The sequence below is a fragment of the Lactobacillus sp. W8093 genome (assembly GCF_016100925.1).
Taxonomy (GTDB): domain Bacteria; phylum Bacillota; class Bacilli; order Lactobacillales; family Lactobacillaceae; genus Lactobacillus; species Lactobacillus helsingborgensis.
On sequence record NZ_JACFRL010000003.1, the window covers coordinates 193,717 to 219,741 of the forward strand.

Consider the following 26,025-nt stretch of genomic DNA (forward strand, 5'->3'; position numbering starts at 1 on the left):
ATGATCAAACATGGACTACATTATCAAAAACAGCTTTTTACAGGTTAAAATTGCCAGTAAAGGTGCTGAGGTCCAAAGTGTTAAAAGTTTACATAGCGGGTATGAATACATTTGGCAGGCTGATCCAAAGATATGGCAGAGGCATGCGCCTATTCTCTTTCCCATTGTAGGTAGACTGAAAAATGATGAATATACTTATCAAGGTAAAACCTATCATTTAACTCAGCATGGTTTTGCCCGAGACTCGGAATTTTCCGTTGAGCAGCAAACTGCTGAAAGTATCACTTTTTTGCTGACAGATAATGAGCAAACCAGAAAAATGTATCCGTTTAGTTTTGAATTACGGGTAAATTACAATCTGCTTAATAACTTACTGGAAGAAAATTTTAGCGTGCATAACAGGTCTGACGGAGAAATGATTTTTGGTATTGGGGGGCATCCTGGTTTTAATATTCCAACGAGCGCAGATTTGACTAAGGAAGATTTTTATTTCAGTACCAAACCTTCAAGAGCTCGCGTGCGGATACCTCTTAACGGTCAGTTCTTAGATTGGGCTAATAGATCGCTAGCTTCAACCAATAGTTTGATTACTCTGAGCGATCATCTGTTTAAAGATGACGCATTGATTTTTCAAATGCGCGGCCATGATAACCGTATCTCATTAAAAACAGATGCGAATAATTTTCACGTCAATGTGTGGCTAAGGGATGCTCCGTTTGTGGGAGTCTGGTCACAATATCCTCAAACAGCTGACTTCGTGTGTATTGAGCCTTGGTGGGGGATTGCTGACCGCACTGACACTAATCAAAAGCTCGAAGAAAAATACGGCATGAATCATCTTGAAGCTGGAGCTACTTTTACCGCTAGGTTTAGTATGGCATTCCATGATCAAGATGAATGAAAAAGTTTCAATATGATGAAAGAGAAAGCATGAGCTTTCTTTTTTTATGACATAAATCAGATGTGGCGAACTAATGTTCTAACAATTATAATAAAATAGCTAGCAGTTGAGCTAGCTAAAAATACTAATAAATAGGAGTTATAACTTATTGTGCTTTTTCTTGTACCAATACCATAGACCAAAGGGGATGATATTTTCTTGATGGTGCAGCAAGCGAACGATATTTGTTCTATGGCGGATAAATAAGATGACCATGATGCAGCCGACGATGATTTCAAGAAAAACATCATGAAAAAAGAAAGTAACAATAAATATTAATACTACCGCAATTAAACTGGCTAAACTGACATAAGATGTTATGAAAACCAGTGGCAAAAATATTAGGGCGCAAACACCAAAGAATTTTAAATTATAGCCCAAGAATAGGCCGGCACTGGTAGCTACTGCCTTACCACCTTTGAATTTAAGAAAAATAGAAAAAGTGTGCCCTAAGATAGCCAACCCACCGGAAATTAATAGTAAGTATTTAGGACCATTAATATGAAATAGCCGCGGCAGGTTGGTTGCTAATGTGCCCTTGAGAACATCAATCACTAACACTACGCTTCCTGCAACGGGACCAAAAACGCGAAAAGAATTAGTAGTGCCGATATTGCCGGAACCATAATTTCTAATGTCCTCAGAAAAAAATATCTTGCCTACGATAACACCAGTAGGAAACGATCCTATTAAATATGCTAGAATAAATATCAGAATTAAATTTAGATTTATCATTTATATCCTACTCTCTTAACATCTAAGGCTATTTTATCAGAGATTACTAAGTATGAGGATGAAAATAAATAAATGATTTTAAACTGGAGGAGTCTATTTGACTAAAACAAGTAAAAAAACGAATTCTTATGATGATTCAGCGATTCAGATTCTTCACGGTTTGGAAGCTGTGCGGAAAAGGCCGGGGATGTATATCGGCTCAACCGATGTACACGGACTGAATCAGTTAGTCTACGAAATCGTAGACAATTCAGTTGATGAAGCAATGGCCGGATTCGGTAAAGAAATTGACGTGACAATTCATCAAGACAATAGCGTCACCGTACGCGATTTTGGTCGCGGTATGCCAACTGGGATGCATAAATCAGGTAAACCGACAATTGAAGTTATTTTAACTGTCTTGCATGCCGGGGGTAAATTTACCGAGCAAAATTATAAAACATCCGGTGGTCTACACGGTGTCGGCTCTTCCGTTGTTAATGCTCTTTCCAGTTACATGGATGTGAAAGTCGTGCGTGATGGTATAGAGTACGAAGAAGAATTTAAAGATGGCGGTCATCCCATTGGGACTTTAAAACGTTTAGGAAAGACTAAAGAAAAAACAGGTACGACCATCACATTCAAGCCTGATGAAAAGATATTTTCAACCATTAAATATAAATATGAAACTATTCAAGAACGTATTCGTGAATCGGCTTTTTTGCTTAAAGGTGTCAGGTTCGTTTTAACCGATGAACGTGAGCCGGAACATCACGATGACTTCAAGTATGACGATGGTATTAAAGCCTTCGTCTCCTACCTTAATGAAGGTAAAGATACTCTGAATGATGTTTTTTATTTTGCCGGCAAACAAGATGAAATTGAAGTTGAATTTAGCGGTCAATACAGCGACAGTTATTCTGAAAATCTGGTTTCTTTTGTAAATAATGTTCGTACAGCAGACGGCGGTACCCATGAGGTGGGTGCAAGAAGCGGTTTTACCCGCGCTTTTAACGATTATGCCAAAAAACAAGGTTTGCTTAGTAAAAAAGACAAAAATATTGACGGTTCTGATTACCGGGAAGGTTTAAGTGCTGTCTTATCAGTTAAAATTCCAGAAGAATTATTGGAATTTGAGGGTCAGACCAAAGGCAAGCTGGGTACCCCTCAAGCTAGGTCAGTAGTTGATGCTATTGTCTATGAAAAAATGTCTTATTACTTAATGGAAAAAGGCGAACTGGCGCAGGAACTGGTTAAAAAAGCCCAAAGAGCCAGGGATGCCCGTGAAGCTGCCAAAAAAGCCCGTAACGAAAGTAGAAACGGTAAAAAAAGACGCAAAAAAGAGGTCCTTTCCGGTAAATTAACACCAGCGCAATCACGCAACCCTAAGAAAAATGAATTATTCTTAGTTGAGGGTGACTCTGCCGGTGGTTCAGCAAAACAGGGCCGTGACCGTAGATTTCAAGCTATTTTGCCTTTACGGGGTAAAGTTTTAAATACCCAAAAGGCTAAATTACAAGACATTTTTAAAAACGAAGAAATTAATACTATGATCTACACGATTGGTGCGGGTGTTGGGACTGAGTTTAAAGTGGCAGATTCAAATTACGATAAAGTAATTATTATGACGGACGCTGATGACGATGGTGCCCATATTCAGATACTTCTGCTTACCTTTTTCTATCGTTACATGAGACCAATGATTGAACACGGTAAGGTTTATATTGCGTTGCCGCCCCTTTACCGCTTGCAAAAAGGGCGAGGCAAAAAAGCACAGGTCAAATATTCCTGGACCGATGAAGAATTAGCAGCTGATGAAAAGAAAATGGGCCGGGGATATACCCTGCAAAGGTTTAAAGGACTTGGTGAAATGAATGCTGAACAGTTATGGCAAACGACCATGGATCCTGAAACCAGATTACTGATCCGCGTTAAGATTGATGATGCTGCTTTAGCAGAACGCCGTGTGACTACATTAATGGGTGACAAGGCGGGAGCGCGTAGAAAATGGATTGAAGAAAACGTTAAATTCAGAATGGGCGAAAATGCTTCAATTTTAGAGGAAGAAAATGAATAGGGGTTTGATTAATGGCAACTAAAGAGCGAATTCGTGAAATGCCGCTTGAACAAGTTATGGGTGAGCGCTTTGGCAGATATTCTAAATATATAATTCAAGAACGTGCCTTACCGGATATTCGTGATGGCTTAAAACCTGTGCAGCGCAGAATTTTATATGCTATGTATCAGGATAATAACACTTATGATAAACCGTTTAAAAAGGCAGCTAAGGCTGTGGGTAATATCATGGGTAATTTTCATCCTCATGGTGACAGTTCAATTTATGGTGCTTTAGTTCACCTTTCTCAAGATTGGAAAATGCGTGAGCCGTTAATAGAAATGCACGGTAATAATGGTTCTATGGACGGGGATGGTCCTGCAGCTATGCGTTATACCGAGTCGCGCTTAAGCAAGATTTCAAACATGTTGCTGCAAGATATTGATAAAGACACCGTCAGCATGGTACTTAATTTTGATGATACCGAGTACGAGCCTACAGTATTACCAGTTCGTTTTCCTAATTTGTTAGTTAATGGTTCTACCGGTATTTCAGCAGGATATGCTACCGAAATTCCACCTCACAATCTCTCTGAGGTTATCGACGCTACTATTTATTTGCTGAAAAATCCGGCTGCGACTTTAGATGACCTGATGAAATTTGTCAAAGGTCCTGACTTTCCGACAGGGGCTATTGTCTTAGGAGAAAAAGGATTACGTGAAGCTTATGAAACTGGCCGCGGTCGCATTCAGGTACGCGCAAAGTCGACTATTCAAGAAATAAGGGGTCACCGCGAAGAAATAGTAATTACGGAAATTCCTTTTGCTGTTAACAAAGCTCTTTTGGTTAAAAAAATGGATGAAATCCGCTTAAACAAAGAGATTGACGGCATTGCAGAAGTGCGTGATGAAACTGATAGACATGGATTATCTATTGTAGTCGAACTTAAAAAGGGTGCTGATGCACAAAATATCTTAAATTATCTCTTTAAAAATACTGAACTGCAGGTATCATACAATTTCAATATGGTTGCTATTGATCACATGACACCAATGCAGGTTGGTCTGAAACACATCTTGTCTTCATACTTAGAACATGAAAAAGATGTTGTAACTAAGAGGACAAAGTATGATCTAAATAAAGCTGAAGAACGGCTTGAGATAATTCAAGGCTTAATTCACGCAATGGATATTTTGGATCAAGTTATCAAGGTAATTAGGGCTTCTAAAAATAAAGCAGAAGCTAAGACCAACTTGTCTGAAAAATTTAAGTTTTCTGCTAGACAGGCAGAAGCAATTGTATCTCTCCAGTTATATCGGTTAACTAATACAGACGTTGATGCGTTAGTTAAAGAACAGACAGAATTAAACGATAAAATTGCGCGTTTTAAGGAGTTACTCTCTAATCAGAAGACACTGGAAAAAGAAATAGTTAAAGAATTATCTGTCGTGAAAAGAGAATTTGGCAATCCTCGCCGGACAGAAATTTCTTCAGAAAACGCCAAAATTCAAATTGACGAAAAAGCACTGGTTGCTGATGAACAAGTGCGGGTGTTAATAAGTAGGGATGGCTATTTAAAGAGGTCTTCTCTGCGTTCATGGCAGTCAAGCGATGATGAAGATAATGGTTTGCCGGGTGGGGATGATGTAGTGTTTGAAAAAACACTCTCTACTTTGACTAATTTATATCTTTTTACTAGTCGTGGAAATGTGATTTATCGTCCAGTAAGTGAATTGGTTGAAGCTAAGTGGAAAGAAACAGGGCAGCATCTTTCTCAAGAAATAGGGCTGAATGATGATGAAAACATCATTCGCGTGTTTGATTTTGCTGAGCTGGACCAAAATATTAATTTCTTGCTGGCTACTAATGATGGTTATATTAAACAGCTGAGTTTAAGTAACCTTCAACCTACAAGAACTTACCGTTCACGAGCTATCACAGCTATGAAAATGAAAAAAGCCGATAGTAAAGTTATTCGTGTTGATTTAGTTAAACCTGATAGTGCAGCAGAAATCATTTTATTTACCCATAATGCTTATGCAATTCGTTTTGATATTAGCGAAGTACCTGAATCTGGTGCTAAATCTTTTGGAGTTAAATCAGTCAATCTTAAAGCTGAAGACTTTGTAGTTTCCTATGTTTTAGTAAATCCAGAATTTATTGATCTGCTGCGTATTGGTTTAATTACACAAAGAGGTGCCTTTAAACAGTTTAAAGCTGATCTGATCAATAAGGTAACACGGGCTAAACGGGGTGTTTTAGTACTAAGAGAATTAAAGACTAAACCACATCGTATTGCAGCAGTTACAGCTTATGGTCAGGATCATACCTTATTTGTTACTACTACAAGCAAGAGAAAAATTAAAGTGTTAACTAATGAGTATCCGGTTAGTGATAGATATTCAAATGGTTCATTTGTAATTGATACAACGAGTGATGGGGTACCAGTCAATATACGATTGGGAAAGCCGTTAAGTGCAGAATAAATTTTAATTTATTTAATGATATAAATAAATTATGAAAGCACTTTGATAAAATTTAATATTACTTTGACACAAAGGGGTTTTTGATTAATAATAGCATATAAATAGAGCTATATAATTGTTAAGATAGAAGGAATAATTTTATGCCTAAAACAGAAACAATACTATCAACCAAGTCCTTACATTATTTCTTGCAATTAATCGATACCATGAATTATACTCAAGCTGCCCAAATACTTGGTATTACTCAACCTGCATTAACTCAACAAATAAAAAAGATAGAGCATGCAATCGGAACTCCTTTGTTTGGTCAAATGGGCAAAAAACTTTACCTTACTGAAGCTGGGAAGCAATTACAAACCGGTGCAATCAAGCTTCTTGGAACTGTAAATTCTGTTGTTAGCGATATTCAAGAATTTACCCAAGAAGATAAAGGGCATATTGCTATTGGAGTTTTGGAAAGTGTTAATTCTGACATTCTGCGACATTTTTTGGTTAAATTTAACCAAAAATTTCCAGATATTACTATTAATGTTTCCTACTATAATCGTAAAGACCTTTGGTATAATCTCGACAATAATTTAATTGATTTAGCTTTGTTGTATGTGCCTGAAACAACTAAGAAAAGCCAAGCAAACATTCAGAATCAATACGAACAAATGAAAATTGTTCAGGATAAATTGACAATCTTAACCCACGATAATCATGTAGAAGTAGGGAAGGCCTATCCTGTTTCTAAATTTTTAGGCAAAAAGTGGGTTCTTTATCCTGACGACTTTTATTTAACTCAATTATTAAAAGGAAAGTTGGGTAGTAAATTAAACACCAGAAATGGTTTAAAAGTACCCCTAACTTTTACTTCCACTCAGCAGTTAGTGGCGACTGCACAAGAAACTAAATATGATACAGTTGTGAGCGATTCATATTTTCAATTACACAAAAATGAAATTACTCTGACCCCAGTCTTTTTAAAGGGGGTTCAAAAGTTTTCAATTTCGTTTATTTACCGTAAGGGTAAAAAAGACGTTCCCAGAATCAAGAACTTTTTAGTCGAATTGAAGAACTTTTTAAGCTAATATCTAGTATAGAGTATAATTTTTAAATGAATTAAACCGTGTAAAAATACTCTTGGTTACTTAAGCATTATTGGGTAAACTATGATATAAGTATATTTTTATAAAAGAGGAAATAGAGGAGAATAAATGGAAAAAGAATTAGTCTTTGGTCATCAAAATCCAGACACAGATGCAATTGGTACAGCGATAGCTTACTCTTATTTACAAAATAAATTAGGGTATAACACAGAAGCTGTTGCTTTAGGTGAAGCTAATGACGAAACTGCTTTTGCTTTAAATAAGTTTGGCTTTGAGGCACCTAGAGTGATAAAAACAGCAGCAAATGAAGTTAAAAAAGTAATGCTTGTTGACCATAATGAACCTCAACAAAGTGTTGCGGATATTGATCAAGTTACTGTTACTCATGTGGTTGATCACCATAGAATTATGAATTTTGATACCAGTATGCCGTTATTCTATTTGGCTGAACCAGTAGGTTGCACAAGTACAATTATGCTGGGACTGTACAAGCATTTCGGTGTTGAAATTCCCCAAAATATAGCTGGAATTATGTTATCTGCGATAATTTCAGATACTTTGCTATTGAAATCTCCTACTACAACGGAAAAGGATAGGGAAGCAGTAAAAGAATTAGCCAAGATTGCTGACGTTGACTATGAAAAATATGGTTTGGAAGAACTTAAAGCTGGTACTAATATTGCAAGTAAATCAGAAGAAGAACTAATTGATTTGGACGCCAAATCTTTTGACCTTAATGGTAAAAATGTTCGCGTTGCCCAGATCAATGTAGTTGATTTACCAGAAGCCTTAGAACGTAAAGATGCGTTCTTGAAAGCCATGAGCGATTCAGCAAATTCTGCTGGTTACGATTTATTTATGCTGCTTATAACTAATGTACTCGACTCAGATTCAACTGCATTAGTTATAGGTTCAAATGATGCACTAGCTTCATTTGAAAAAGCATTTGGTTCTGTCAAAGATTCAGAAATCAGTTTGCCAGGAGTAGTTTCAAGAAAGAAACAAGTAGTGCCGCCATTGACAGACGCATTCAAGTAATTTAAATTTAAAAAAGCACGAAATAGAAATTCTATTTCGTGCTTTTTTTTAATCTTTATTGATTTCTTTAGCCAAAATAATGAATGATTTACATACTCTTTCGGCCTTGTCAGGTGACATTTTTCTAAGTTCATTAAGAACCTTCTTAATAAATACAGGAGTATTATCTTGATGGTTTTCAACTTTAACTTCCTTAAAGCGATAAGCATTCATGATAATATCTGGTGTAGTAGTATTTAAGGCTCTGGCAATTGAGTCAAGCTTTTGAATACTAATATTTTGGTTTTTTGTACGTTCAAGACGTGAAATAAAGTTGACTGATAAATCACTTAATTCAGCGAGATCCTCCTGAGTCAACTTTTGTTCACGCCGCCTACGGCATATTTCTTTTCCTAAATTTATACTCATGGAATAAATTCAACCCTTTCAAAAAAATAATTCCATATTCTATAATAACAGATTAATTATAGAAGTGAACAATAAAACAAAATAATAATGAATAAAACACTTGCTTTTGACAAATTTCTACTCAAACTAAATGTTTTAAACTATACCCCACATAGTATTGTAAGCTATTTTTTGGTAAATTAAAATAAAAAAGCACCAATTAATTAAAACTAAAATGAAAAAGGAAATAACGTTAAATATTCTATCAAAGCGTGTATTTGCTTGTCGTAGTTGCATATACGAGATTACTTAAAAAGTTATCTAAAAAAATCTGTGGTTCATATAGTTAGTTATTATAGAAAGCGCTTTTATTTATATTTTTACATTTTTTGAGGGTTATTTTAAATAAGTAAATAAAAGAGCAAACCTTAAAAGACTATAATTTAACAGCAAGATTTTATTTTTTAAGCACAACAGTTCAATTATATTTTGAATACAACTTTTGTCAAAGGATTACATTTAGGCTTTATTCTATTAAAAATAGTTTGATTACCAAAGAAATATAAATTTTTATTTTTGTATTTCTATGGTAAAAGTAATCGAAGAATAATACAAGCGGGGCAGCAAATCTGATAAGCTCTAAGGTGTGATATAACTTCGTATAATATATATTATGTAAAGTAATATTAAACTTTTAGATAGACTTCAAATAGAGGTACTTATTTCAAAGTTGTTGACGACGAAGTTTTAAACGATTTTAAATTAGTTTTACGTATGACTAATCACATAATGAACTTAATTCTTCATCTCGTGTTTCTTAAATTACAAGTGCCTATTTTTGATATGCCTGGAACCTAAATTAAATTTTTTATTTTTTAGGTTAATGCGACTAAAAAATTTAGAGTTTGATAAACAATACTGTGTAAAACAGATCATGATAATGATGTAGTTTAGTTTTTGTCTTTACTAAATCGTGCTTAAAGGTGATATATGAAAGCAGAATAAATTTAATTGCTGAAAAGCCTTTTTACTAGATATTTTTGAAGTATGCTTTCATTAAAACTATAATTTTAATGAAAGATAATTTGATTTATATTTTAAATACCAAAAATGCACCTCAACTTAACAAGGTGCATGTCAATTAAAAATATTCTTTAATTTTATTGGTGATTAATAAATTTTGCTACCGCTGATTTAATCGCCCCTTCTGCATAGTCATCCATTGCTGTCCCCACTGTCACCACATTTACTCCAGTATTTTTAAAGGCTTTCACATTGACTTCATTTATTCCCCCTTCAGCGAATGTAGGAACTGAAACCGTCTCAATCAATGCTTGCAAACGGTCTTTAATTTCCTGAGGTATCTCTCCTGCAGCGACGCCTTCATAACTCATTCCTGTCATCATACCAATAAAGTCGGCGCCAATTTCTTGCATTGCTAAAGCAACTTTTTTCACTTCTGTAATATCTTCGGCACCAATACCAAATTGGTGTAGATCTGATTTTTTACCGATATAAGAATCAACCAGTAAACCGTTCTCATGTGCTAAGGTAACAACATCTTTTAAATCGGCTAAACTAGATTTGTGACAATGAACACCATCCGCACCTGCTAAAGCCAATTGACGAAAATCTTCACTTGTTAGCGGAATAGGTTCTCTTTCTGTAAAGCTTCCAGGAAAACCAACGGTTAAATAAATATCCGGTCCGACAACTGCACGCACTCCCCTCACACATTCGAGCATACTTTTTAATGGCAGTTCATGCCGCACATATTCGGCGTCTCCCATAGTTGAAACACCCTCGAGGCCTCTTGCTAAAGTAACTGCGGGATGGTTTGCTTCTAAAATTTTTGCTCCCCCTGCAACCGCTGCTTTAGCTAGTCGTGCGTCATCACCTGTCATGCCAGTACTCATTAATGTGGTACCATTGTCTTTTTCGATAGCCTTTTCAACCTTTTGCCGTGCTATCGCCATTTTGTTTTTCATGTCCTGTTTTATCATAAGTTCCTCCTAAATATTTGCAAATTTGAATAATAAACACCATGCGATTTTGAGTTCAATCTTTTTGGCTAAGAGAGTTTGCCTTTTTCGAGTTTGTTAATTAACAAAACCATTATGAATGCAGATACAATACCCGTTAGCATTGCAAGTAAAAAGCCCAACCAATTATTCGACATTGCGGGTCCTAAAAACGATGGCACATAAGCGGTACCACTCACGTTAAATAGGCCTACGACGCACCCTGCAAGAGTTGAACAAATTAACGTGCCAATCATTTCCAATTTATTTGAAAGAATAAAAGGATAAACTGATTCGGCATATGTTCCAAAAAGTAGATTTATAAATAAACCCGGAACGGCCAAAGCTCTATCACTTGGTTTTTGGGGATAGAGGACGTTTGCCAGATTTATTCCTGTAGCAACCATTATTAAAGAGCACATGTCAATTGCACCTAAGAAACTGTTACCATATTTAGACATTTGCAACATAATTAAAGGTAGAAAAATTGCGTGGTAACAGCCTGTCAATATGGCTGGGAAAATGATGAAACCTGCAACCGCCCCTGCTAAAATAGGGTTAATTGCAATCGCGGTATTTAAAATAAATTGTAAAAAATCGCCCAATTTTGCCGATAAATGAGCAATTAAATAGTAACCTGTTAAACCAGAAATTAACCCAGCAAATGAGCCTGCACAAATATTTGCTGTTGTTCCCGGAAAATGCCATTGTAAACATTTTTTAAAAATGACACTGACCAAAATTCCGGCCATAATACCACAAATTATTCCACCGATCAGCCCACCTTTTGTTGAAAAGAGTCCAGCGATCACGCCAGCGCAGATAGCAATATCATTCAAACCAGATATTTGTTTGGCGGCAACTGCTGATATTATTACTGGTAAACCGTTCAGCATAATGTCAAAAAGCGCATTGGTCGACTTGGGAATACCGGGTATCTTCGATATTAAAAGTGTAATTGCCATAGTAATAAAAGCTGGCAAACACGCCATTAAAATTCCGCGTAAGCTAATATTTTGCCAAATATTTTGACTAGCTCCGTGATTGTCGTTATCAGTTCCACCAATTAAAGGAGAATATTTAATTTGCCATTTTTTGGTTAAAGCAAACATTGCGCTTACTGCCCTAGTTTCATTAGTAGTACCTGTAGTTCCAGATACGGCAACTACATCCAGCCCCATTTTCTGCGCATTAGACATAGATGTGCCGCCAGTTCCAGCAGCAATAATATGATGTTTAATTGCCGTAGTGATCGCCTTTTTATTCGTTCCTTCGGGATCAGCGCTCATTAGTATTAAGCCATCAACCTGATTAGAATCTATTAAATCTGACATTTTTTGATCATGCTCTTGGGCAACTTTATCAATTTATTTTAAAGTGCCCTCAGCAATAATTACTGGTTCTTGTCCATTCCATGACCATAAATGTGCTGCAGTGGTCGGTTTAGCGAAATCTAATGAAGCATCTACAGCAACGAATTGTATTGCTGCTATTTCCGTTTCTGTGGTTGATTGCACCTGTCTAACTACGGCTTCTAAAAGACTTTTTGGGTCTTTTCCTCCAAGATTGTATAAATTGCCCCCACTGCTTCCTAAAATCAAAATTCTTTTCATAACATACCCTTCCTGTTTGTTAATTAAAAACTTTAACTTGGTAACCTTATTTTTTTGAGCTCAAAACCTATGAAATCAATCAAATATATTATTTTTATTGATTTCATTTTTATCTTAATACGAATTTTGAAAGCGATTGCTTTTCTGTTAAAAGTGCAACCTTTTTATTTTTTCTCCTTGACCCAATGTGTAAATTTACACATAATTGAATTAAGATGCATAAAGTTTCTTGAGAAAGGAGTTGTAAAAATGCTAAGTTTTAAAGAAGTTTATCAGGCTCATGAAGATGAATTAACAGATTCAGAGGAATATATTTGCGACTATATTCTGGCGCATAGTAGTCAGGTCAAGAACATGTCCATAACCTGTTTGGCATCTAATACTTCAGTAGTACCTAATACTATTACTAGGTTGTGTAAAAAGCTTAATTATAAAGGATATACCGAACTGAAATATAATTTAGATACATTTTCTGAAGACAGTCAGGCTTTATCTCAAAGAATTCTCTTTGAAAATACGGTTAAGCTAATTAACAAGAAAAAAGAAGTACAGATAATCAACTTATTCAGTAAAGCTAAAAAAGTTGTTTTCTGTGCTTCTGGTGAAACCGGCAATGTCGGGCGTTATTTTACTTATGCGTTTAACGCTGTATATAATAATTCGGTTTTTTGCAGTTATACAGAAGAAATTTGGGATATTCTTAATCACTATTCCAATTTAATAGTTTGTATGCTTAGTTTTTCCGGCGATTCAGAGCAAACTTAAAAATTGCCAAGTTAGTTAAAGAAAAAAACATCAAACTAATAACTGTCAGTGATGTCAGCCATTTCTCCCCTTTGGCAAAAATGGCTGATATACCCTTATTTTGTTATTCACCTAACATTTTTTATAAAGGTTATAACTTAACTAACAAAATGCCAATGTTTGTTGTGCTTAATTCTTTATTGGAACAAGCTATTAACTACCAAAAATGATTTATTTTTAGGAGGAGAATTTTATTACGTGGAAACCAAAAAATATTTAAACTTAATTGATGATGAATTAAATAAGATGCCAGATTTTGTGAAAGAATATAACTTTGGCACTACCCATTCCTTGGCCACTTCTTACCAGTATTTAACAGAAATAAGACGTTTTTTTAATTGGCTTCGCCAAGAGGGAATTTCAGATGCTAAGGATAACCAACATGTGACAACAGAAACTCTGGCAAATCTTCACCGAAATGATATTATGCTTTACATTAATTACCTTGGTCACGTCAAAAACAAGCAGGGCAATTTAAGCTCCCCCACCACTATTAATCGTTCAATTAATGCACTTAGATCTCTTTTTAAATTCTTAACTATAACTGCAGATAATATCAACGGACAGCCTTATTTTGAGCGCAATGTGATGCTTAAGATTGATTCGCTCAATAATACAGAAACTTTAAATTATCGTGCACACGTGCTTGAATCACATATGTATACTGGAAAGTTAAAATACCAATTTTTAGACTTTATCGAGAACGACTATCAGAATATTTGTAACAAACATGCCCTACCAAGCTTCAAAATTAATAAAGAACGAGATATGGCAATCATTGCTTTAATACTTGGTACTGGAATAAGGGTTTCTGAATGTGCTGGTGTAGACCTTTCAGATATTAATTTCAAGAAGGCTACACTCGATGTTACCCGCAAAGGCGGTCAAAAAGACAGTGTGCCAATTGCTGAGTGGACTCTAAGCTATATCACAGCATATAAAAAAATTCGTAGACAGAGCTATTCTGCTACGAAAAATACGAATGCTTTCTTCCTCACTCGTTGGCATAATAAAACTGGACGGATTACGGCAAGTGCAATTGAGAAAATGGTTAGTAAATATTCGGCTGCCTTTGGGCACCCGCTTACGCCCCATAAGTTACGTCACACCCTGGCCTCTGAACTATATGGTGTAACCAAAGATCAGGTTTTAGTAGCCCAGCAATTAGGGCAAAAAGGTACTACTGCAACAGACTTATACACGCATGTCGATCAGAAAAAACAACGTGCAGCCTTAAATAAAATAGCAAATGCAGACCAAAATATGGCTACTAACGAAAAGGATATTAAAAATAAAATTCAACCTTAAAATTTTTATTCAAATTTGGTTTGCCATTGTGGATCATTGTTAGCTGCAAAACACATTTTAACTTCTTCTAGGGTATTACGTGGTAAAGATAAGGCAGGTAGATTGGTTAATGAAAAGTACTTGCATTCTTTAGTTTCAGTGTTTTGAGCAAATTTACCTCCAAGATCATGACAAAGAAATATTACGTTGCAAACATTGATCACTCGTTCTACTTGTTCTTTATTATGAATATTAGTTGAGTGATTATTAACCGCAATGATGCGTTCTACAGTAATTTGATGACCAGCTTCTTCTTTTGTTTCTTTAATACAATTTTCTTTGACTGTTAAATTTGGTTCACACCAGCCACCTGGCATTGACCATAAGTTATCTGTACTTTCTTTTACCAGCATTATTTTTTGATCTTGAAAAATTGCTGCTCTGGTAGATACCTTGGGCGTTTGATAACCATCCTCGCTGCTAAACAGACCCTTAACTACCTTAAGCGGCAAATCTGTCTTAGCAGCCATTATTTTGGTGGCAATCTCTCTTATTTGCTCATACCTTTCCCTGTCAAAGCGGTCATGACCATATTCCAAACCATTTTGGGCTATACTTTGCAATTCTACTGCCCATTTTGTAAGTTGATCTAATTTTTTCATTAGTAACCTCATAATTTCATAGCAAAAAAGCAGCTCTTAGCAGCTGCTTTTATTTTGTTAAGTCAATTTTGTCAATATCAATCATCCAACCGATTGCAAATGATTTTTCACCTAGGTGAGTAGCAATTACCGGGCTAAATTTAGTGACTGAAATACTTTGCTCAGGAAATTTCTCCTTTAAGAAAGTTTTCGCTTCAGCAACTTGACTACTGTCATTGGAATCGATGATAAATAGCTTGATTTTATCCTTATACGGTAGTTGATCAATTTTTTTCACAGTTAACTTCTTGATTTTAAGAAATGCTCGCTTCATTGAACGTATCTTATCAAAAGCAACTATGTTACCATCTTTAAACGTAAGTAGTGGCTTAATATTCAGCATTGAGCCGATAAAAGCACCGGCATTGCTTAACCGTCCTCCACGACTTAGATTATTCAGATCATTGACAACAAATATTTCATCAATCGTTGACCGAATTTCATCAAGATGAGCTAGAATACTATCTAATTTAACACCATTTTTGATCATTTTTGCTGCTGCTAAAACCAAGTTTCCCTGCAAACGCACAGTCATTCGGGTGTCTATAGGATGTAAATTATATTTAGGATTATTATCTGCGATATTGCATAGTGTCTGATAAAAGCCCGAGATACCACTTGAAAGTGTAATAGCGATGATTGCTTCATAACCTTGGTCAAGCAAGTGGTCAAAAAGGCGAATTAAACTTCCTGTACTTGGTTGAGAGGTTTTGGGGAAGTCTGCTCCCTCACGTTGCATTTTAAAAAGCTGGTCAGAGGTAATGTCAACATTTTCCAAATATTCTTTTTTACCTATGATAATGGGAATTGAAACAACAATGATATTGTTTTCTTCTGCCTCTTGTTTTGTTATGGCGCTAGTACTATCAGTTACTAATGCAATTTTCATCTAACTTACCTTCCGCTTTTGTCTGTACAATATAAAAGAATTATAGCATAAAAAAGTAGGCGTTTCGACTATCAGCTATATAGAAGTTGATTTTTCAGTTTTCTGAACTAACTTAGTGAAAACATTATTTAAAAGTTTAATTTCGTCATCTGAAAGTCCATTTAATAAAGACTTCTCAATTTCTTTTAAAGCTTTCCTTAATTCTTCAATTTTTGCCAGGCCATGTTGATTTAACCAAACAGTTTTACTTGAATCTGTTTCAGAACGTTTAATAGTCACCAGACTCATAGTTTTTTTCTGCTGTAATTGTCTGCTTAAAGTTGATAACGAAATTTTTAGTTTGTTAGCCAAATCTCCCATTTTTAAAGCTGTGTTGTTATTTCGGTAAAAATAAAGTAATATTCTTGTTTGTGACAAATTCAACCCACATTTTCTGCTGATTTCATTTTTGATATTGCCCGCAATTGTACTAAATGATAAAACGTCCATTTAACTACCTTTTCTGATTAAAATAAATCATAAAAAAATTTTATAAACTAAATTAAAGCAATATTATGCTCACTAAGTAGATATTAGAATAGCAGTTAAAAATTGTGAAACAATTGTGCTTAACTTTTATAGTAATATTTGTAACTATTAATTTTAGCTTATAAACATTCGCTGTGATAACTTTAAATCTATATTACCAGTATATCAAGTTTTTGCAATGTTTTCTTTTTTGATGCGTTATAAATTAATATATTAATAGCAGTACGCTATTTTAAGTTTAAGGCAATTTTGTAGTTTACAAAATGTAATTTGTCCCTTATACATATCAGCAAATAATTGGTATAATAGAAAACGTGTTTTGAGGTGATAATTATGGCTTATGATGGCTTATTCATACATAGTCTGTTAAATAGTGTTAGACCTTTAGTTGTAAACGGCAGGCTTTCAAAAATATACCAGCCATTTGCACAGGATTTAATATTAACTTTTAGAAAAGAACGCAAAAACATTCAACTCCTGCTTTCTGCTAATGCGCAATATCCACGTTTTTATGTGACGAAGCAGGCTATAGTTAATCCTGACAAGGCCCCTACTTTCGTAATGGTCTTACGCAAATACTTAGAAGGCTCTGTCTTGCAATCGATTGATCAGGTTGGCGTTGACCGTATCGTCAATTTTAATTTTAGTAATCGTAACGAACTTGGTGATCAAGTTCAACTGGTTTTATCGTTAGAGCTAATGGGTCGTCACAGCAATGTTATTTTGTATGACAAAAAAAGTGGACAGATAATAGATTTGCTAAAACGGGTTAATCCTGATGAAAATCGGGTGCGCTTATTGCTGCCTAAAGCAAAATATGAATTACCTCCTCTTATCCCTGGAATTAATGGTTTTAAGATTACCGAGGCAGAATTTAATTTAAAAGCGACTGATACAGCTCCTGCAACATTAGCCAAGCAATTTGGTGGCCTTGATCGTGATGATCGCCAAGAGCTTGAGGGCTATTTAGAAGATGATTTATCATTTTCATCTTTTAAAACTTTTATGGACCAGTTCGATAAAAAAGGTGCTTTTATATTAAAAACGCCGAAAAATAAACGAAAAATTTTCCCTTATTTGCCGTATCATTTGGACTTAATAAAAGAAGCTTCTGATCCTGATTTCAACCACGCGCTAGACGAGTTTTATCAGTATCAGTCAAATCAGGACTGGGTCAAACAAAAATCTAGTCAAATTGAACGTGTCATTAAAAATGAGCATAATAAACTGACCAAAAAAATTGGTAAGCTAAAAAAGCAGCTGGATCAAGCAGAAAATTCCGAAGGCTATAGGATTCGGGGTGAGATTCTTAATGCGAATTTAGCTCAAGTGAAACCAGGAATGAGTCACATAGAATTACCTAATTATTACGACAATAATAGACCAATTAAAATCAAACTTGATACTGCACTCTCTCCTGCTCGTAATGGTCAAAAGTACTTTACTAGGTATAAAAAGTTACGTGATTCAATCAAGCATGTTAAAGAACAAATCAGCATTGCCCAAACTAATTTAAACTATTTTGATACAATTCAAACAGCTATTGACAACGCTGAACCCCAAGATATTGACCAAATTACTGATGAATTAACGAGTCAAGGCTATTTGAAAAAGCCACAAAAACCGAAGCGCAAAAAGAAAATTACGGAAAAAAATCTTAATAAATTCCGCATTTCATCGGGCAAGACCGTTTTGGTCGGTAAAAATAATTTACAAAATGATTGGTTAACTTTGAAGAAAGCTAATAAAACTGATATTTGGTTCCATGTCAAAAATATTCCAGGGTCACATGTCATATTACAATCTAGTGAAGCAACTGATGAAGACATTAAAGAAACTGCAGAGATTGCGGCCTATTTCTCTAAAGCTAAGCATTCAGCCCACGTTCAAGTAGATTACGTGGCCGACAAACGAGTTAAAAAACCTAATGGCGCAAAGCCAGGTTTTGTAATTTATACTGGGCAAAATTCAATCGAAGTTACTCCTGAAAAAGAACGTGTTTTAAGTAAAAGAATCAAATAAAAACGAGGATGAACAGATCATCCTCGTTTCTTTTTCTGTTAAATCGGTTGCGTTGTTAAAGACAGTGATTCTAAAACAGATAAAATGAGTTCGGAAGTCTCAATACTAGAAAATACAGGGATATTTTGATTGAGAGCTTCATCTCTTATTCTAATGGCATCATCACTGGCAGAATCTGATAAATTAGTAATGTTAATAACCATGTCAATTTTATGCTGTCTTATTTTACTTAATAGACTACTTGAACCACAGTTAATTTTTGATGCAATTCCCGTTGTGATACCAGCTTCAGCTAAGCAATTAGCCGTCCCCTCCGTCGCAATTATTTTAAAACCTAAACGGTAAAATCGTTGGGCCAATTCTGTTGCTTTTTTCTTATCCTCGTCTCGTACTGAAATAAAGATCGTGCCAAAACTGGGAATACGTAAACCACTGGCTTCATAGCCTTTATACAAAGCTTTCGCTAGCTCAGTGTCTCGGCCCATAACTGATCCCGAAGACTTCATCTTTGAATCGAAGGTATTTTCACTTTGGTAGTCAATATATGAGAAAACAGGCATTTTGACAAAAATAAAATTATTTGAATGCCACAAGCTATTCTTAAATCCTAATTCGGGCAAATTACCACCAATAAGCACCTCTGTGGCACACTCAGTTATGTCTTGACCAAGTGCTTTAGAGAGAAAAGCGATGTTATGTCCCGCATAGGGCTTGATTTGAAGTAGATAAATTTTCTTTTCTACAATCAAAAAATGAAGTGTAAAAATGCCCCGCATTTTCATACGTTTAATTAGCGCAATGGTAAAGTCGGTTAAGTGCTTTTTACCAGTTTTTGCTAGATTTTGTGGTTTAAAAACTGCAATGGAATCAGATGCATGAGATCCAGTTTGTTCTAAATGCTCAATAATACCGGGAATAGTTACATTCTGTCCATCGGATATAGCAGTAATCTCATATTTATTGCCTTCAATAAAATGGGATAAACTAACTTTAGAAAGCTGATTTTCGTGCAAATACTTTTTAAGAGCAGGTAAATCATAAACTACAGCAGACTTTTGTTTAACTCCCATATTGTTAAAACCGCCAATTAAGATTGGAAAACCATGCTCATTAATAAATTTTTTAGCCTCAGACTTATCTACTGTGGTTAAAAGCTTATTTTGGTTTAAGTTCTTTAACGGCTTATTAAGTATCTGTTCAATTCGATCTTTAGGATTAATATCACCGCTACCTATGATGTTCAATCCATTTTCAATCAATTTTTTACATAAAGCGTTAATTTCTTTTCCCGAAAATTGAATTAACACGTCTTGGATATGCTCTTTTTCGGCGATATGGAGAATACTTTCAACTGTAATTGGTTCAAAATAGACCTTGTCTGTCCTTTTATAACTAATAGCAACAGATTCGTCGTTATTTGATAGTAAAACAGTGTCATAATTATTTTTATGTAAAGTATCTAGAGCATGACTAATCATATAGTCGAATTCACTCGTAACTGAAACTTGTGAAGGCAGCATACCGACCACTAGCACCTTCTTGCGTGCTGTGAGAGGAATGCTTTCGTCTTGAACGCCAAAAGCACCGTAATATGCGTTTACCAAAGGCTTAATGGTTCCTGCTGTACCATCTATTTGCTGGTAGGCTGGCTTTAAATGCAGTTTTTCCAGTCGTTTTTTAATGGCACTAACACTGATATGAGCCACTTGAGAAATTAAGACGTTGCGAAAACCCCTTTTTTTCGCTTCAAGCAATAAATTATCCGTTAATGCCTCATCGGCCAGTTTCTGAGCAATTTTAACTATATTTTCAAGCTTCTGAAAATATACTGGATGAATATGGATAATGTCCTGCAATTCATTGTAATTAAAGCCTTTAGCTATCGCGGCTAACAACTTAATTAAATGTAATTCATCGGGATGTCTTAAATCATCTATGATTTCTGACTTGTCTTTAGCTTTTTCACTGCGAAAGACGTTAATTGACATCTTGACGTTAACAGTTGAAGCTAAGCCTTTTAAAAAAGCTGATTCAAAGTTAGTACCTATTCCAATTGCTTCACCGCTGGCCTGCATCTTTGTGCCTAAAAGATAGTGATTACTACCTGATTGTGTTAGTGACCAAAAAGGCATTCTAATGGCTACTTTATCTAAAGTAGGTTCTACTGCAGCATTTAATCCTGATAACGGATCTGTAATTTCATCTAACCGATAACCCAGTGCGATTTTGCAGACAATGTAGCCTAAACTATATAGTCCTACTCTTTTGGACCAAATTGCACTGCGCGTTAATCTGGGTTTGATTGACAAAATTTTGACCGCAAACTTGGTACCCTCATGTTTAACAGCAAAATGAATATTTAAAATTCCCATGATTTGAAGATTGTTAGCAATTTTTTTAGCAATTGTGCGGATTTGTTGTACTTGATCATTGTTGAGTGTCAAAGCCGGCATTACTGTTGCCGAGTCGCCAGCATTAATGCCTACAGATTCAATAGTATCTGCTAAATTAGTAAAAAGAACATTTCCGGAACTGTCACGAATGACATTGGCAATGACTTCGCCCCAAGTAGAAAGGTCTTCAGATAAATGATAATTGCTATATGAAAAACGCTCTTTTTGTTGCTCTTTCTTCAGGTAATTCAGCAAATCAGCCAGATTTTCAAAAACAATTTGCTCATTATGAGATGACTGATTTTCTTTGATTAGCATAAGCGGGAATTGAACTTGTTCAGAAATTTGTTTTTCTAAGTTATCAACTCTAAAGTCAGTTAAATTCCAATATTTGTTAACTTCAATATTATTAGCTGTTAAAAAAGCATTCATTTTCTGATGGTTGTCCATCATCAGAGTTTGGTTATTGAGAGTCAGCAACTTAACTCCCATTTGTTGTAATATACCGTCTTTAACCAATTCACGTGTTATTTTTAAACCTGTTGTAGAACCGTATGCCGAAATTATAGCATTAGGTTCTTCCATACGGATTATGCGCTTAAGAAATTCCAACGTCATTGGTTCAAGATAAACGGTTAATCCCGACTTTTTGTCAGTAGAAACAGTTGCCGGATTGGGATTAACTAAAACAATCTGAATGTCTTCTTCAAAAAGTGCTTTGATTGCGTCATTAACTAACAAGTCAGTTTCGGAAACCTTGCCAACTAAGGTTGGACCAGATCCAATAATTAACACTTTATCTAAATCATTTGCTAAAGGCATAATTACACCATCATCTTTACGAAGTTATCAAATATTGGTAGAGCATCAAGACTGCCTGGAGCTCCTTCCGCATTAAAAGCAGTTCCAATCACCTTATTTGCCTTATTGCTAAAACCTGCCAGCAGTTCACTGTGGAGATCATAAAATTCGTTTTCCATGGCAAATTGAACACTACTAGGTAAAACTAACTGGTCAATATTCATAGCAACCTGCCAAATTTGATTTGAATTTTGCTCTATCACGGGAAAGTTAATTCCGTTATATACTTGCGGTAAATCAACTAATTCGAATTTCAAAAAATCACTTAATGCCAAGAAACCCAAGCCAATTCCCCATATAGGGATTTGACCATAAAAAGCATTCAAGATCGGTTCAAGGTCTTCTCTAAGCTCGTCTACTCTGCCGGGTCCACCAGAAATGATTATACCCTGTGGGCGTAAATTTTTAATGTCAGGAACTGACACATTATAAGGCAAGACGGTGGCGTTAACTTTACGCAAAGACAGCTCTCTGAGCATTGAATGTTTTAAACCCAAGTCAATAATAGCCACAGTTTTGCCCACATTAGGGACAGCATAAGCATTTTTAGTGGAAACACTAGCTGATTTATTTTTCGGTAAAACCAATGCTCTTATTTGATCAAAGGCATGCTCATCATTGGTATCCATAATTGAAGCTTTGATAGTTTTCTCTTTATTTAAAAGATGAACTAGAGCTCTCGTATCCACGTTATAAATAGCAGGGATATTTTTTTCTTTTAAAAATGAGTCCAAATCTTGAAAATTTTCGCTATCAGAAATATTTTGAGCAACATCATTAGCAATGATACCTTTCACGGTCGGGTTAATGCTTTCATAATCAATTGCATTAATGCCGTTTCCCCCAATCATTGGAGCAGTGTACACTAAAATCTTTCCGGTATTGGTTGGATCTGTTAAAGCTTCCTGATAGCCAAAATTACCTGTTTGAATGGCTAATTCGCCGGTTGAAATAATCGAAGCTCCTAACCCTTCTCCAGGGAAATAATTGCCATCTTCAAGAATTAAATATCTTTTCATTTAGTCACTTTTTTCTTAATTCCGTCAATCTTTCTAAAAAGATTTGCGGAGGCTCAACCTTAAATTCGAGCCATTTACCTGAATGTGGTTGCATAAAACCTAAAATTTGAGCATGCAAAAATTGACCGTGGCCTTTTAAACTATGCTGGGGACCATATAATGGATCACCAGCAACTGGATGACCAATATATGAAAGATGTACCCTGATTTGATGGGTACGGCCAGTCTCAAGGCGACACTCAATTAGACTATAATTTTGAAATTGTTCTAGAACAGTGAAATGTGTGACAGCCTCTTTACCACTTTCAACAACTGCCATCTTTTTACGGTTAAAATGATCGCGTCCAATAGGAGCGTTTATTACCCCAGATTTTTCAGAAAAATTACCGTGAACAATTGCCAAATATAACCTTTTATTAGTTTTATGTGCTAATTGATTTTCTAAACTCTCACGTGCAAAACTATTTTTGGCTACCATTAATAAACCAGAAGTATCTTTATCAATGCGATGAACAATTCCAGGACGAAAGCCTTCGGGACTCTGTGCTAAATTTTTGGTGTGAAATAGCAGCGCATTAACAAGCGTATGGTCTGGATGTCCAGCCGCAGGATGAACCACCATTCCCTGAGGTTTGTTAACCACAAGAACATCTTGATCTTCATATATAATATCGAGCGGTATATCCTCCGGTGTCATAGTTAGTGGTTTTAGTTGCGGAATAGTGACCGCAATTAAGTCATTTTTTTGTACTTTATAAGACGGTTTAACTACCTTATCATTTACCAGAATATTTTTATCACGCAATAATTCCTGGATTCTTGTCCGCGATAAGTTTGGAATTTTACTTGCAAGTAAACTGTCTAATCTACCCTGTTCGTCTTGGATTATGAATTGGTATTTATCAGGCATTATTTTTTTCACTTTCATCCAAAAATAGCAGATAAACAAACACCATAATTATTCCAATTGTGATGGCAGAGTCTGCAATATTAAAAATGTTGAAATGAATAAAGTCGACTTGGATCATATCAATGACATACTTTAAGTGAATACGGTCAATTAGATTCCCGACAATACCACCTAAAACTAAGGCTACTCCAGAGCTGAAAATCCTGCTGTTAAAGTTTTTTCTTAGCAGATAATATAAACAAACCACAATAGCAATTGCACTAATCAGGTAAAAAAGTCCCATTTGACCAGGTAAAATATTCCAGGCTGCTCCCTCATTTTGAATATAAGTCAATGAAAAAACGTGCGGAATAACCTGATGAGTTTCTCCCAGTTGATAGTTATTGACTATAAAAAACTTTAAAGCTTGATCTGAAGCAACAATTAGTAATGAAATTAATAAATAAAAAAATTGCATTGATAAAATTAAAATAAACCGCTGATTTTACCATTATTGTCTACATCAATATCTAAAGCAGCTGGGTGTTTTGGTAAACCTGGCATGTCTAAAACATGCCCTGTCGTTATAACTATAAAACCAGCACCATTTTTCAAACTGGCTCCTTTGACATGCAAAGTAAAATCAGTTGGTGCACCCAACAATTTTTGGTTGTCAGTAAATGAATATTGAGTTTTGGCAATAATTACGGGTAATTTATCCTTTCCCATTTTTTCAAGCTCTTGAATATCTTTTTCTGCCTTTTCACTATATTCGACCTTTGAGGCATGATAGATTTTTTGAGCTATTTTTTCAATTTTAGTTTTTACATCATCATCTTTTTGATATGTAGGTATCAGTTTTCCAACGCCAGAATTTGCCAGGTTAACTACAGCTTTTGCTGCCTCTACTCCACCTTTTGAACCTTGTTCGTGGTAATCAACAACAACAGAATCAATTCCTTCATCTTTAATCAATTGCTGTAAGAGTGAAATTTCATTTTCAGTATCTGTCGCAAAATGGTTAATTAGAACAATAACGGGAATGCCATAATTTCGCATATTATTCATATGTCTCTTGAGATTTGCAAAACCGCTACGTAAAGCAGACAGATTTTCAGTACTTAAGCTATCTGTAGTACCTTCAGCTTGGTATTTTAAGGCACGTACGGTGGCAACCACTACACTGGCATCGGGCTTTTTATCTAAATGACCCGAAACAAAGTCCATGAACTTTTGACCGCCCAAGTCGCTGCCAAATCCTGCTTCGGTCAATACATAATCACTTAAGTGCAAAGCCAAGTTAGTGGCAATGACAGTATTAGCGCCATGAGCAATATTAGCAAAAGGACCGCCGTGAACCAAAGCCGGTGTATGTTCAATAGTTTGCACAAGATTAGGTTTAAGGGCATTGGCAAGTAAAGCGGCAATCGCACCTTCAAAGCCAAGGTCACTAACGTAAACTGGTTTATCTTCTTTGGTATAACCAACCAACATCAAACCAATTCTCTTTTTCAAATCATCAATATCGGTGGCCAAACATAAAATAGCCATTAACTCGTTAGCAACAGTAATTGCAAAACTTGATTTGTGCTCCACGCCGTTAAATTTGGAACCTTGACCGACAGTGATGTTTCTTAAACTACGGTCATTAACGTCAATTCCGCGCTTTAACAAGATTCTATCAGGATCAAGACCGATTGCATTTCCTTGATAAATGTAGTTATCAACTAAAGCAGCCAATGTGTCAATAGCAGCTGTCAAAGCATGCATATCACCAGTAAAGTGGAGGTTAATATCTTCCATAGGAATTACTTGCGCTTGTCCGCCGCCTGTTGCTCCGCCTTTTAAGCCGAAAACCGGTCCCATGGATGGTTCTCTTAAAGCAATCATGGTCTTTTCATGTAACTGGTTGTTAATGGCATCTGCTAGACCAATTGTCATAGTCGACTTACCTTCTCCTGCAGGAGTAGGTGAAATTGAAGTAACCAAAACAAGTTTCCCCAAGTGCTTAGTCGCTAATGTCTTTTTAATTGCCTGCCAATTAATCTTAGCTTTATCATTGCCGTATGGCTCAATATCTGTGCTACTTAAACCAACTTTAGCAGCAATTTCGTTAATGGGTAATGCGTGTGCTTCTTGTGCAATTTGAATATCTGTTTTCATTGCGCATGCCTCTTTCTGTATATTTAAATTTTAAAATTATTTTTCCATTTTAAGTAATACTCTTTTCATATTAGAATTTAGGTCCCACCTTTTAATTAATCATTTCAATTATAACAAATATTG

Annotated in this window: 21 protein-coding genes; 8 read left to right on the forward strand and 13 right to left on the reverse strand. The window is 35.5% G+C overall.

Going from position 1 to position 26,025, the window contains the following annotated elements; translation table 11 throughout:
* Positions 1-10: 10 nt before the first annotated feature.
* Positions 11-901, forward strand: a complete 891-nt coding sequence (locus H3T47_RS03250; RefSeq protein WP_199282517.1) for an aldose 1-epimerase family protein — start codon at positions 11-13, stop codon at positions 899-901.
* Between the two features lie 138 nt (positions 902-1,039).
* On the opposite strand, the gene plsY is transcribed toward H3T47_RS03250, so the two are convergent.
* Positions 1,040-1,675 carry a glycerol-3-phosphate 1-O-acyltransferase PlsY gene (plsY, locus tag H3T47_RS03255; RefSeq protein ID WP_199282518.1) on the reverse strand — a complete coding sequence of 212 codons (636 nt, stop codon included), beginning with the start codon at positions 1,673-1,675 and terminating at the stop codon, positions 1,040-1,042.
* Between the two features lie 97 nt (positions 1,676-1,772).
* Here plsY and parE point away from each other — a divergent pair, with 97 nt between their 5' ends.
* The 4 genes from parE (at position 1,773) to H3T47_RS03275 (ending at position 8,325) form a co-directional block, all read left to right on the forward strand.
* Positions 1,773-3,731: a DNA topoisomerase IV subunit B gene (parE, locus tag H3T47_RS03260; protein ID WP_038522552.1), complete on the forward strand. Its 1,959-nt coding sequence runs from the start codon at positions 1,773-1,775 to the stop codon at positions 3,729-3,731.
* An 11-nt stretch (positions 3,732-3,742) separates the two neighbouring features.
* The gene (parC, locus tag H3T47_RS03265; protein WP_199282519.1) at positions 3,743-6,196 is read left to right on the forward strand and encodes a DNA topoisomerase IV subunit A; all 2,454 of its coding nucleotides are present in this window, start codon (positions 3,743-3,745) and stop codon (positions 6,194-6,196) included.
* Between the two features lie 140 nt (positions 6,197-6,336).
* Positions 6,337-7,269 (forward strand): LysR family transcriptional regulator, encoded by a 933-nt coding sequence (locus H3T47_RS03270; protein ID WP_199282520.1) that lies wholly within the window; start codon positions 6,337-6,339, stop codon positions 7,267-7,269.
* 126 nt (positions 7,270-7,395) lie between these two features.
* Positions 7,396-8,325 (forward strand): manganese-dependent inorganic pyrophosphatase, encoded by a 930-nt coding sequence (locus H3T47_RS03275; RefSeq protein WP_109918362.1) that lies wholly within the window; start codon positions 7,396-7,398, stop codon positions 8,323-8,325.
* 48 nt (positions 8,326-8,373) lie between these two features.
* Here H3T47_RS03275 and H3T47_RS03280 read toward each other — a convergent pair whose 3' ends face one another.
* From H3T47_RS03280 to H3T47_RS03295, 4 genes are all read right to left on the reverse strand, one after another.
* Positions 8,374-8,733, reverse strand: a complete 360-nt coding sequence (locus tag H3T47_RS03280; RefSeq protein ID WP_034979176.1) for a helix-turn-helix domain-containing protein — start codon at positions 8,731-8,733, stop codon at positions 8,374-8,376.
* 1,139 nt (positions 8,734-9,872) lie between these two features.
* Positions 9,873-10,715: a hypothetical protein gene (locus H3T47_RS03285; protein WP_199282521.1), complete on the reverse strand. Its 843-nt coding sequence runs from the start codon at positions 10,713-10,715 to the stop codon at positions 9,873-9,875.
* A gap of 68 nt (positions 10,716-10,783) precedes the next feature.
* Entirely contained in the window at positions 10,784-12,067 is a 1,284-nt protein-coding gene (locus tag H3T47_RS03290) for a PTS sugar transporter (RefSeq protein ID WP_199282522.1), read from the reverse strand.
* Between the two features lie 33 nt (positions 12,068-12,100).
* Positions 12,101-12,346, reverse strand: coding sequence for a hypothetical protein (locus tag H3T47_RS03295; RefSeq protein WP_199282523.1), 246 nt, complete (start codon positions 12,344-12,346; stop codon positions 12,101-12,103).
* Positions 12,347-12,595: 249 nt separating this feature from the next.
* On the opposite strand from H3T47_RS03295, the gene H3T47_RS03300 reads away from it, so the two are divergent.
* Positions 12,596-13,111 (forward strand): MurR/RpiR family transcriptional regulator, encoded by a 516-nt coding sequence (locus H3T47_RS03300; protein WP_199282524.1) that lies wholly within the window; start codon positions 12,596-12,598, stop codon positions 13,109-13,111.
* Positions 13,112-13,348: 237 nt separating this feature from the next.
* The gene (xerS, locus tag H3T47_RS03305; protein ID WP_199282525.1) at positions 13,349-14,458 is read left to right on the forward strand and encodes a tyrosine recombinase XerS; all 1,110 of its coding nucleotides are present in this window, start codon (positions 13,349-13,351) and stop codon (positions 14,456-14,458) included.
* Positions 14,459-14,463: 5 nt separating this feature from the next.
* Here xerS and H3T47_RS03310 read toward each other — a convergent pair whose 3' ends face one another.
* The 3 genes from H3T47_RS03310 to H3T47_RS03320 form a co-directional block, all read right to left on the reverse strand.
* Positions 14,464-15,099, reverse strand: coding sequence for an NUDIX hydrolase N-terminal domain-containing protein (locus H3T47_RS03310; RefSeq protein ID WP_199282526.1), 636 nt, complete (start codon positions 15,097-15,099; stop codon positions 14,464-14,466).
* A 49-nt stretch (positions 15,100-15,148) separates the two neighbouring features.
* Positions 15,149-16,027 (reverse strand): DegV family protein, encoded by an 879-nt coding sequence (locus H3T47_RS03315; RefSeq protein ID WP_199282527.1) that lies wholly within the window; start codon positions 16,025-16,027, stop codon positions 15,149-15,151.
* 75 nt (positions 16,028-16,102) lie between these two features.
* On the reverse strand, positions 16,103-16,516 hold the full coding sequence (locus tag H3T47_RS03320; protein WP_199282528.1) for a MarR family winged helix-turn-helix transcriptional regulator: 414 nt from the start codon (positions 16,514-16,516) through the stop codon (positions 16,103-16,105).
* Positions 16,517-16,888: 372 nt separating this feature from the next.
* Between H3T47_RS03320 and H3T47_RS03325 the strand changes: the two genes are divergently transcribed.
* Entirely contained in the window at positions 16,889-18,577 is a 1,689-nt protein-coding gene (locus H3T47_RS03325; RefSeq protein WP_199282529.1) for an NFACT family protein, read from the forward strand.
* 38 nt (positions 18,578-18,615) lie between these two features.
* Here H3T47_RS03325 and H3T47_RS03330 read toward each other — a convergent pair whose 3' ends face one another.
* From H3T47_RS03330 to H3T47_RS03350, 5 genes are read right to left on the reverse strand one after another with little or no spacing between them, the layout of a single operon-like run.
* Positions 18,616-21,792 (reverse strand): carbamoyl phosphate synthase large subunit, encoded by a 3,177-nt coding sequence (locus tag H3T47_RS03330; protein WP_199282530.1) that lies wholly within the window; start codon positions 21,790-21,792, stop codon positions 18,616-18,618.
* Between the two features lie 2 nt (positions 21,793-21,794).
* Entirely contained in the window at positions 21,795-22,850 is a 1,056-nt protein-coding gene (locus H3T47_RS03335; RefSeq protein WP_038522593.1) for a carbamoyl phosphate synthase small subunit, read from the reverse strand.
* Positions 22,851-22,854: 4 nt separating this feature from the next.
* The gene (locus tag H3T47_RS03340; protein ID WP_199282531.1) at positions 22,855-23,760 is read right to left on the reverse strand and encodes an RluA family pseudouridine synthase; all 906 of its coding nucleotides are present in this window, start codon (positions 23,758-23,760) and stop codon (positions 22,855-22,857) included.
* Positions 23,753-24,217 (reverse strand): signal peptidase II, encoded by a 465-nt coding sequence (lspA, locus tag H3T47_RS03345; protein WP_199282532.1) that lies wholly within the window; start codon positions 24,215-24,217, stop codon positions 23,753-23,755. The genes H3T47_RS03340 and lspA overlap by 8 nt, the downstream gene beginning before the upstream one ends.
* An 8-nt stretch (positions 24,218-24,225) precedes the next feature.
* The gene (locus H3T47_RS03350) at positions 24,226-25,902 is read right to left on the reverse strand and encodes a formate--tetrahydrofolate ligase (RefSeq protein WP_199282533.1); all 1,677 of its coding nucleotides are present in this window, start codon (positions 25,900-25,902) and stop codon (positions 24,226-24,228) included.
* Positions 25,903-26,025 lie beyond the last annotated feature (123 nt).

What these genes read in the sequence shown, in the direction of transcription:
- H3T47_RS03250 (WP_199282517.1), top strand. Translation starts at nt 11, where the DNA reads ATGGACTACATTATCAAAAACAGCTTTTTACAGGTTAAAATTGCCAGT.
- plsY (WP_199282518.1), bottom strand. Translation starts at nt 1,675, where the DNA reads ATGATAAATCTAAATTTAATTCTGATATTTATTCTAGCATATTTAATA.
- parC (WP_199282519.1), top strand. Translation starts at nt 3,743, where the DNA reads ATGGCAACTAAAGAGCGAATTCGTGAAATGCCGCTTGAACAAGTTATG.
- H3T47_RS03270 (WP_199282520.1), top strand. Translation starts at nt 6,337, where the DNA reads ATGCCTAAAACAGAAACAATACTATCAACCAAGTCCTTACATTATTTC.
- H3T47_RS03275 (WP_109918362.1), top strand. Translation starts at nt 7,396, where the DNA reads ATGGAAAAAGAATTAGTCTTTGGTCATCAAAATCCAGACACAGATGCA.
- H3T47_RS03280 (WP_034979176.1), bottom strand. Translation starts at nt 8,733, where the DNA reads ATGAGTATAAATTTAGGAAAAGAAATATGCCGTAGGCGGCGTGAACAA.
- H3T47_RS03285 (WP_199282521.1), bottom strand. Translation starts at nt 10,715, where the DNA reads ATGATAAAACAGGACATGAAAAACAAAATGGCGATAGCACGGCAAAAG.
- H3T47_RS03290 (WP_199282522.1), bottom strand. Translation starts at nt 12,067, where the DNA reads ATGTCAGATTTAATAGATTCTAATCAGGTTGATGGCTTAATACTAATG.
- H3T47_RS03295 (WP_199282523.1), bottom strand. Translation starts at nt 12,346, where the DNA reads ATGAAAAGAATTTTGATTTTAGGAAGCAGTGGGGGCAATTTATACAAT.
- H3T47_RS03300 (WP_199282524.1), top strand. Translation starts at nt 12,596, where the DNA reads ATGCTAAGTTTTAAAGAAGTTTATCAGGCTCATGAAGATGAATTAACA.
- H3T47_RS03310 (WP_199282526.1), bottom strand. Translation starts at nt 15,099, where the DNA reads ATGAAAAAATTAGATCAACTTACAAAATGGGCAGTAGAATTGCAAAGT.
- H3T47_RS03315 (WP_199282527.1), bottom strand. Translation starts at nt 16,027, where the DNA reads ATGAAAATTGCATTAGTAACTGATAGTACTAGCGCCATAACAAAACAA.
- H3T47_RS03320 (WP_199282528.1), bottom strand. Translation starts at nt 16,516, where the DNA reads ATGGACGTTTTATCATTTAGTACAATTGCGGGCAATATCAAAAATGAA.
- H3T47_RS03325 (WP_199282529.1), top strand. Translation starts at nt 16,889, where the DNA reads ATGGCTTATGATGGCTTATTCATACATAGTCTGTTAAATAGTGTTAGA.
- H3T47_RS03330 (WP_199282530.1), bottom strand. Translation starts at nt 21,792, where the DNA reads ATGCCTTTAGCAAATGATTTAGATAAAGTGTTAATTATTGGATCTGGT.
- H3T47_RS03335 (WP_038522593.1), bottom strand. Translation starts at nt 22,850, where the DNA reads ATGAAAAGATATTTAATTCTTGAAGATGGCAATTATTTCCCTGGAGAA.
- H3T47_RS03340 (WP_199282531.1), bottom strand. Translation starts at nt 23,760, where the DNA reads ATGCCTGATAAATACCAATTCATAATCCAAGACGAACAGGGTAGATTA.
- lspA (WP_199282532.1), bottom strand. Translation starts at nt 24,217, where the DNA reads ATGCAATTTTTTTATTTATTAATTTCATTACTAATTGTTGCTTCAGAT.
- H3T47_RS03350 (WP_199282533.1), bottom strand. Translation starts at nt 25,902, where the DNA reads ATGAAAACAGATATTCAAATTGCACAAGAAGCACACGCATTACCCATT.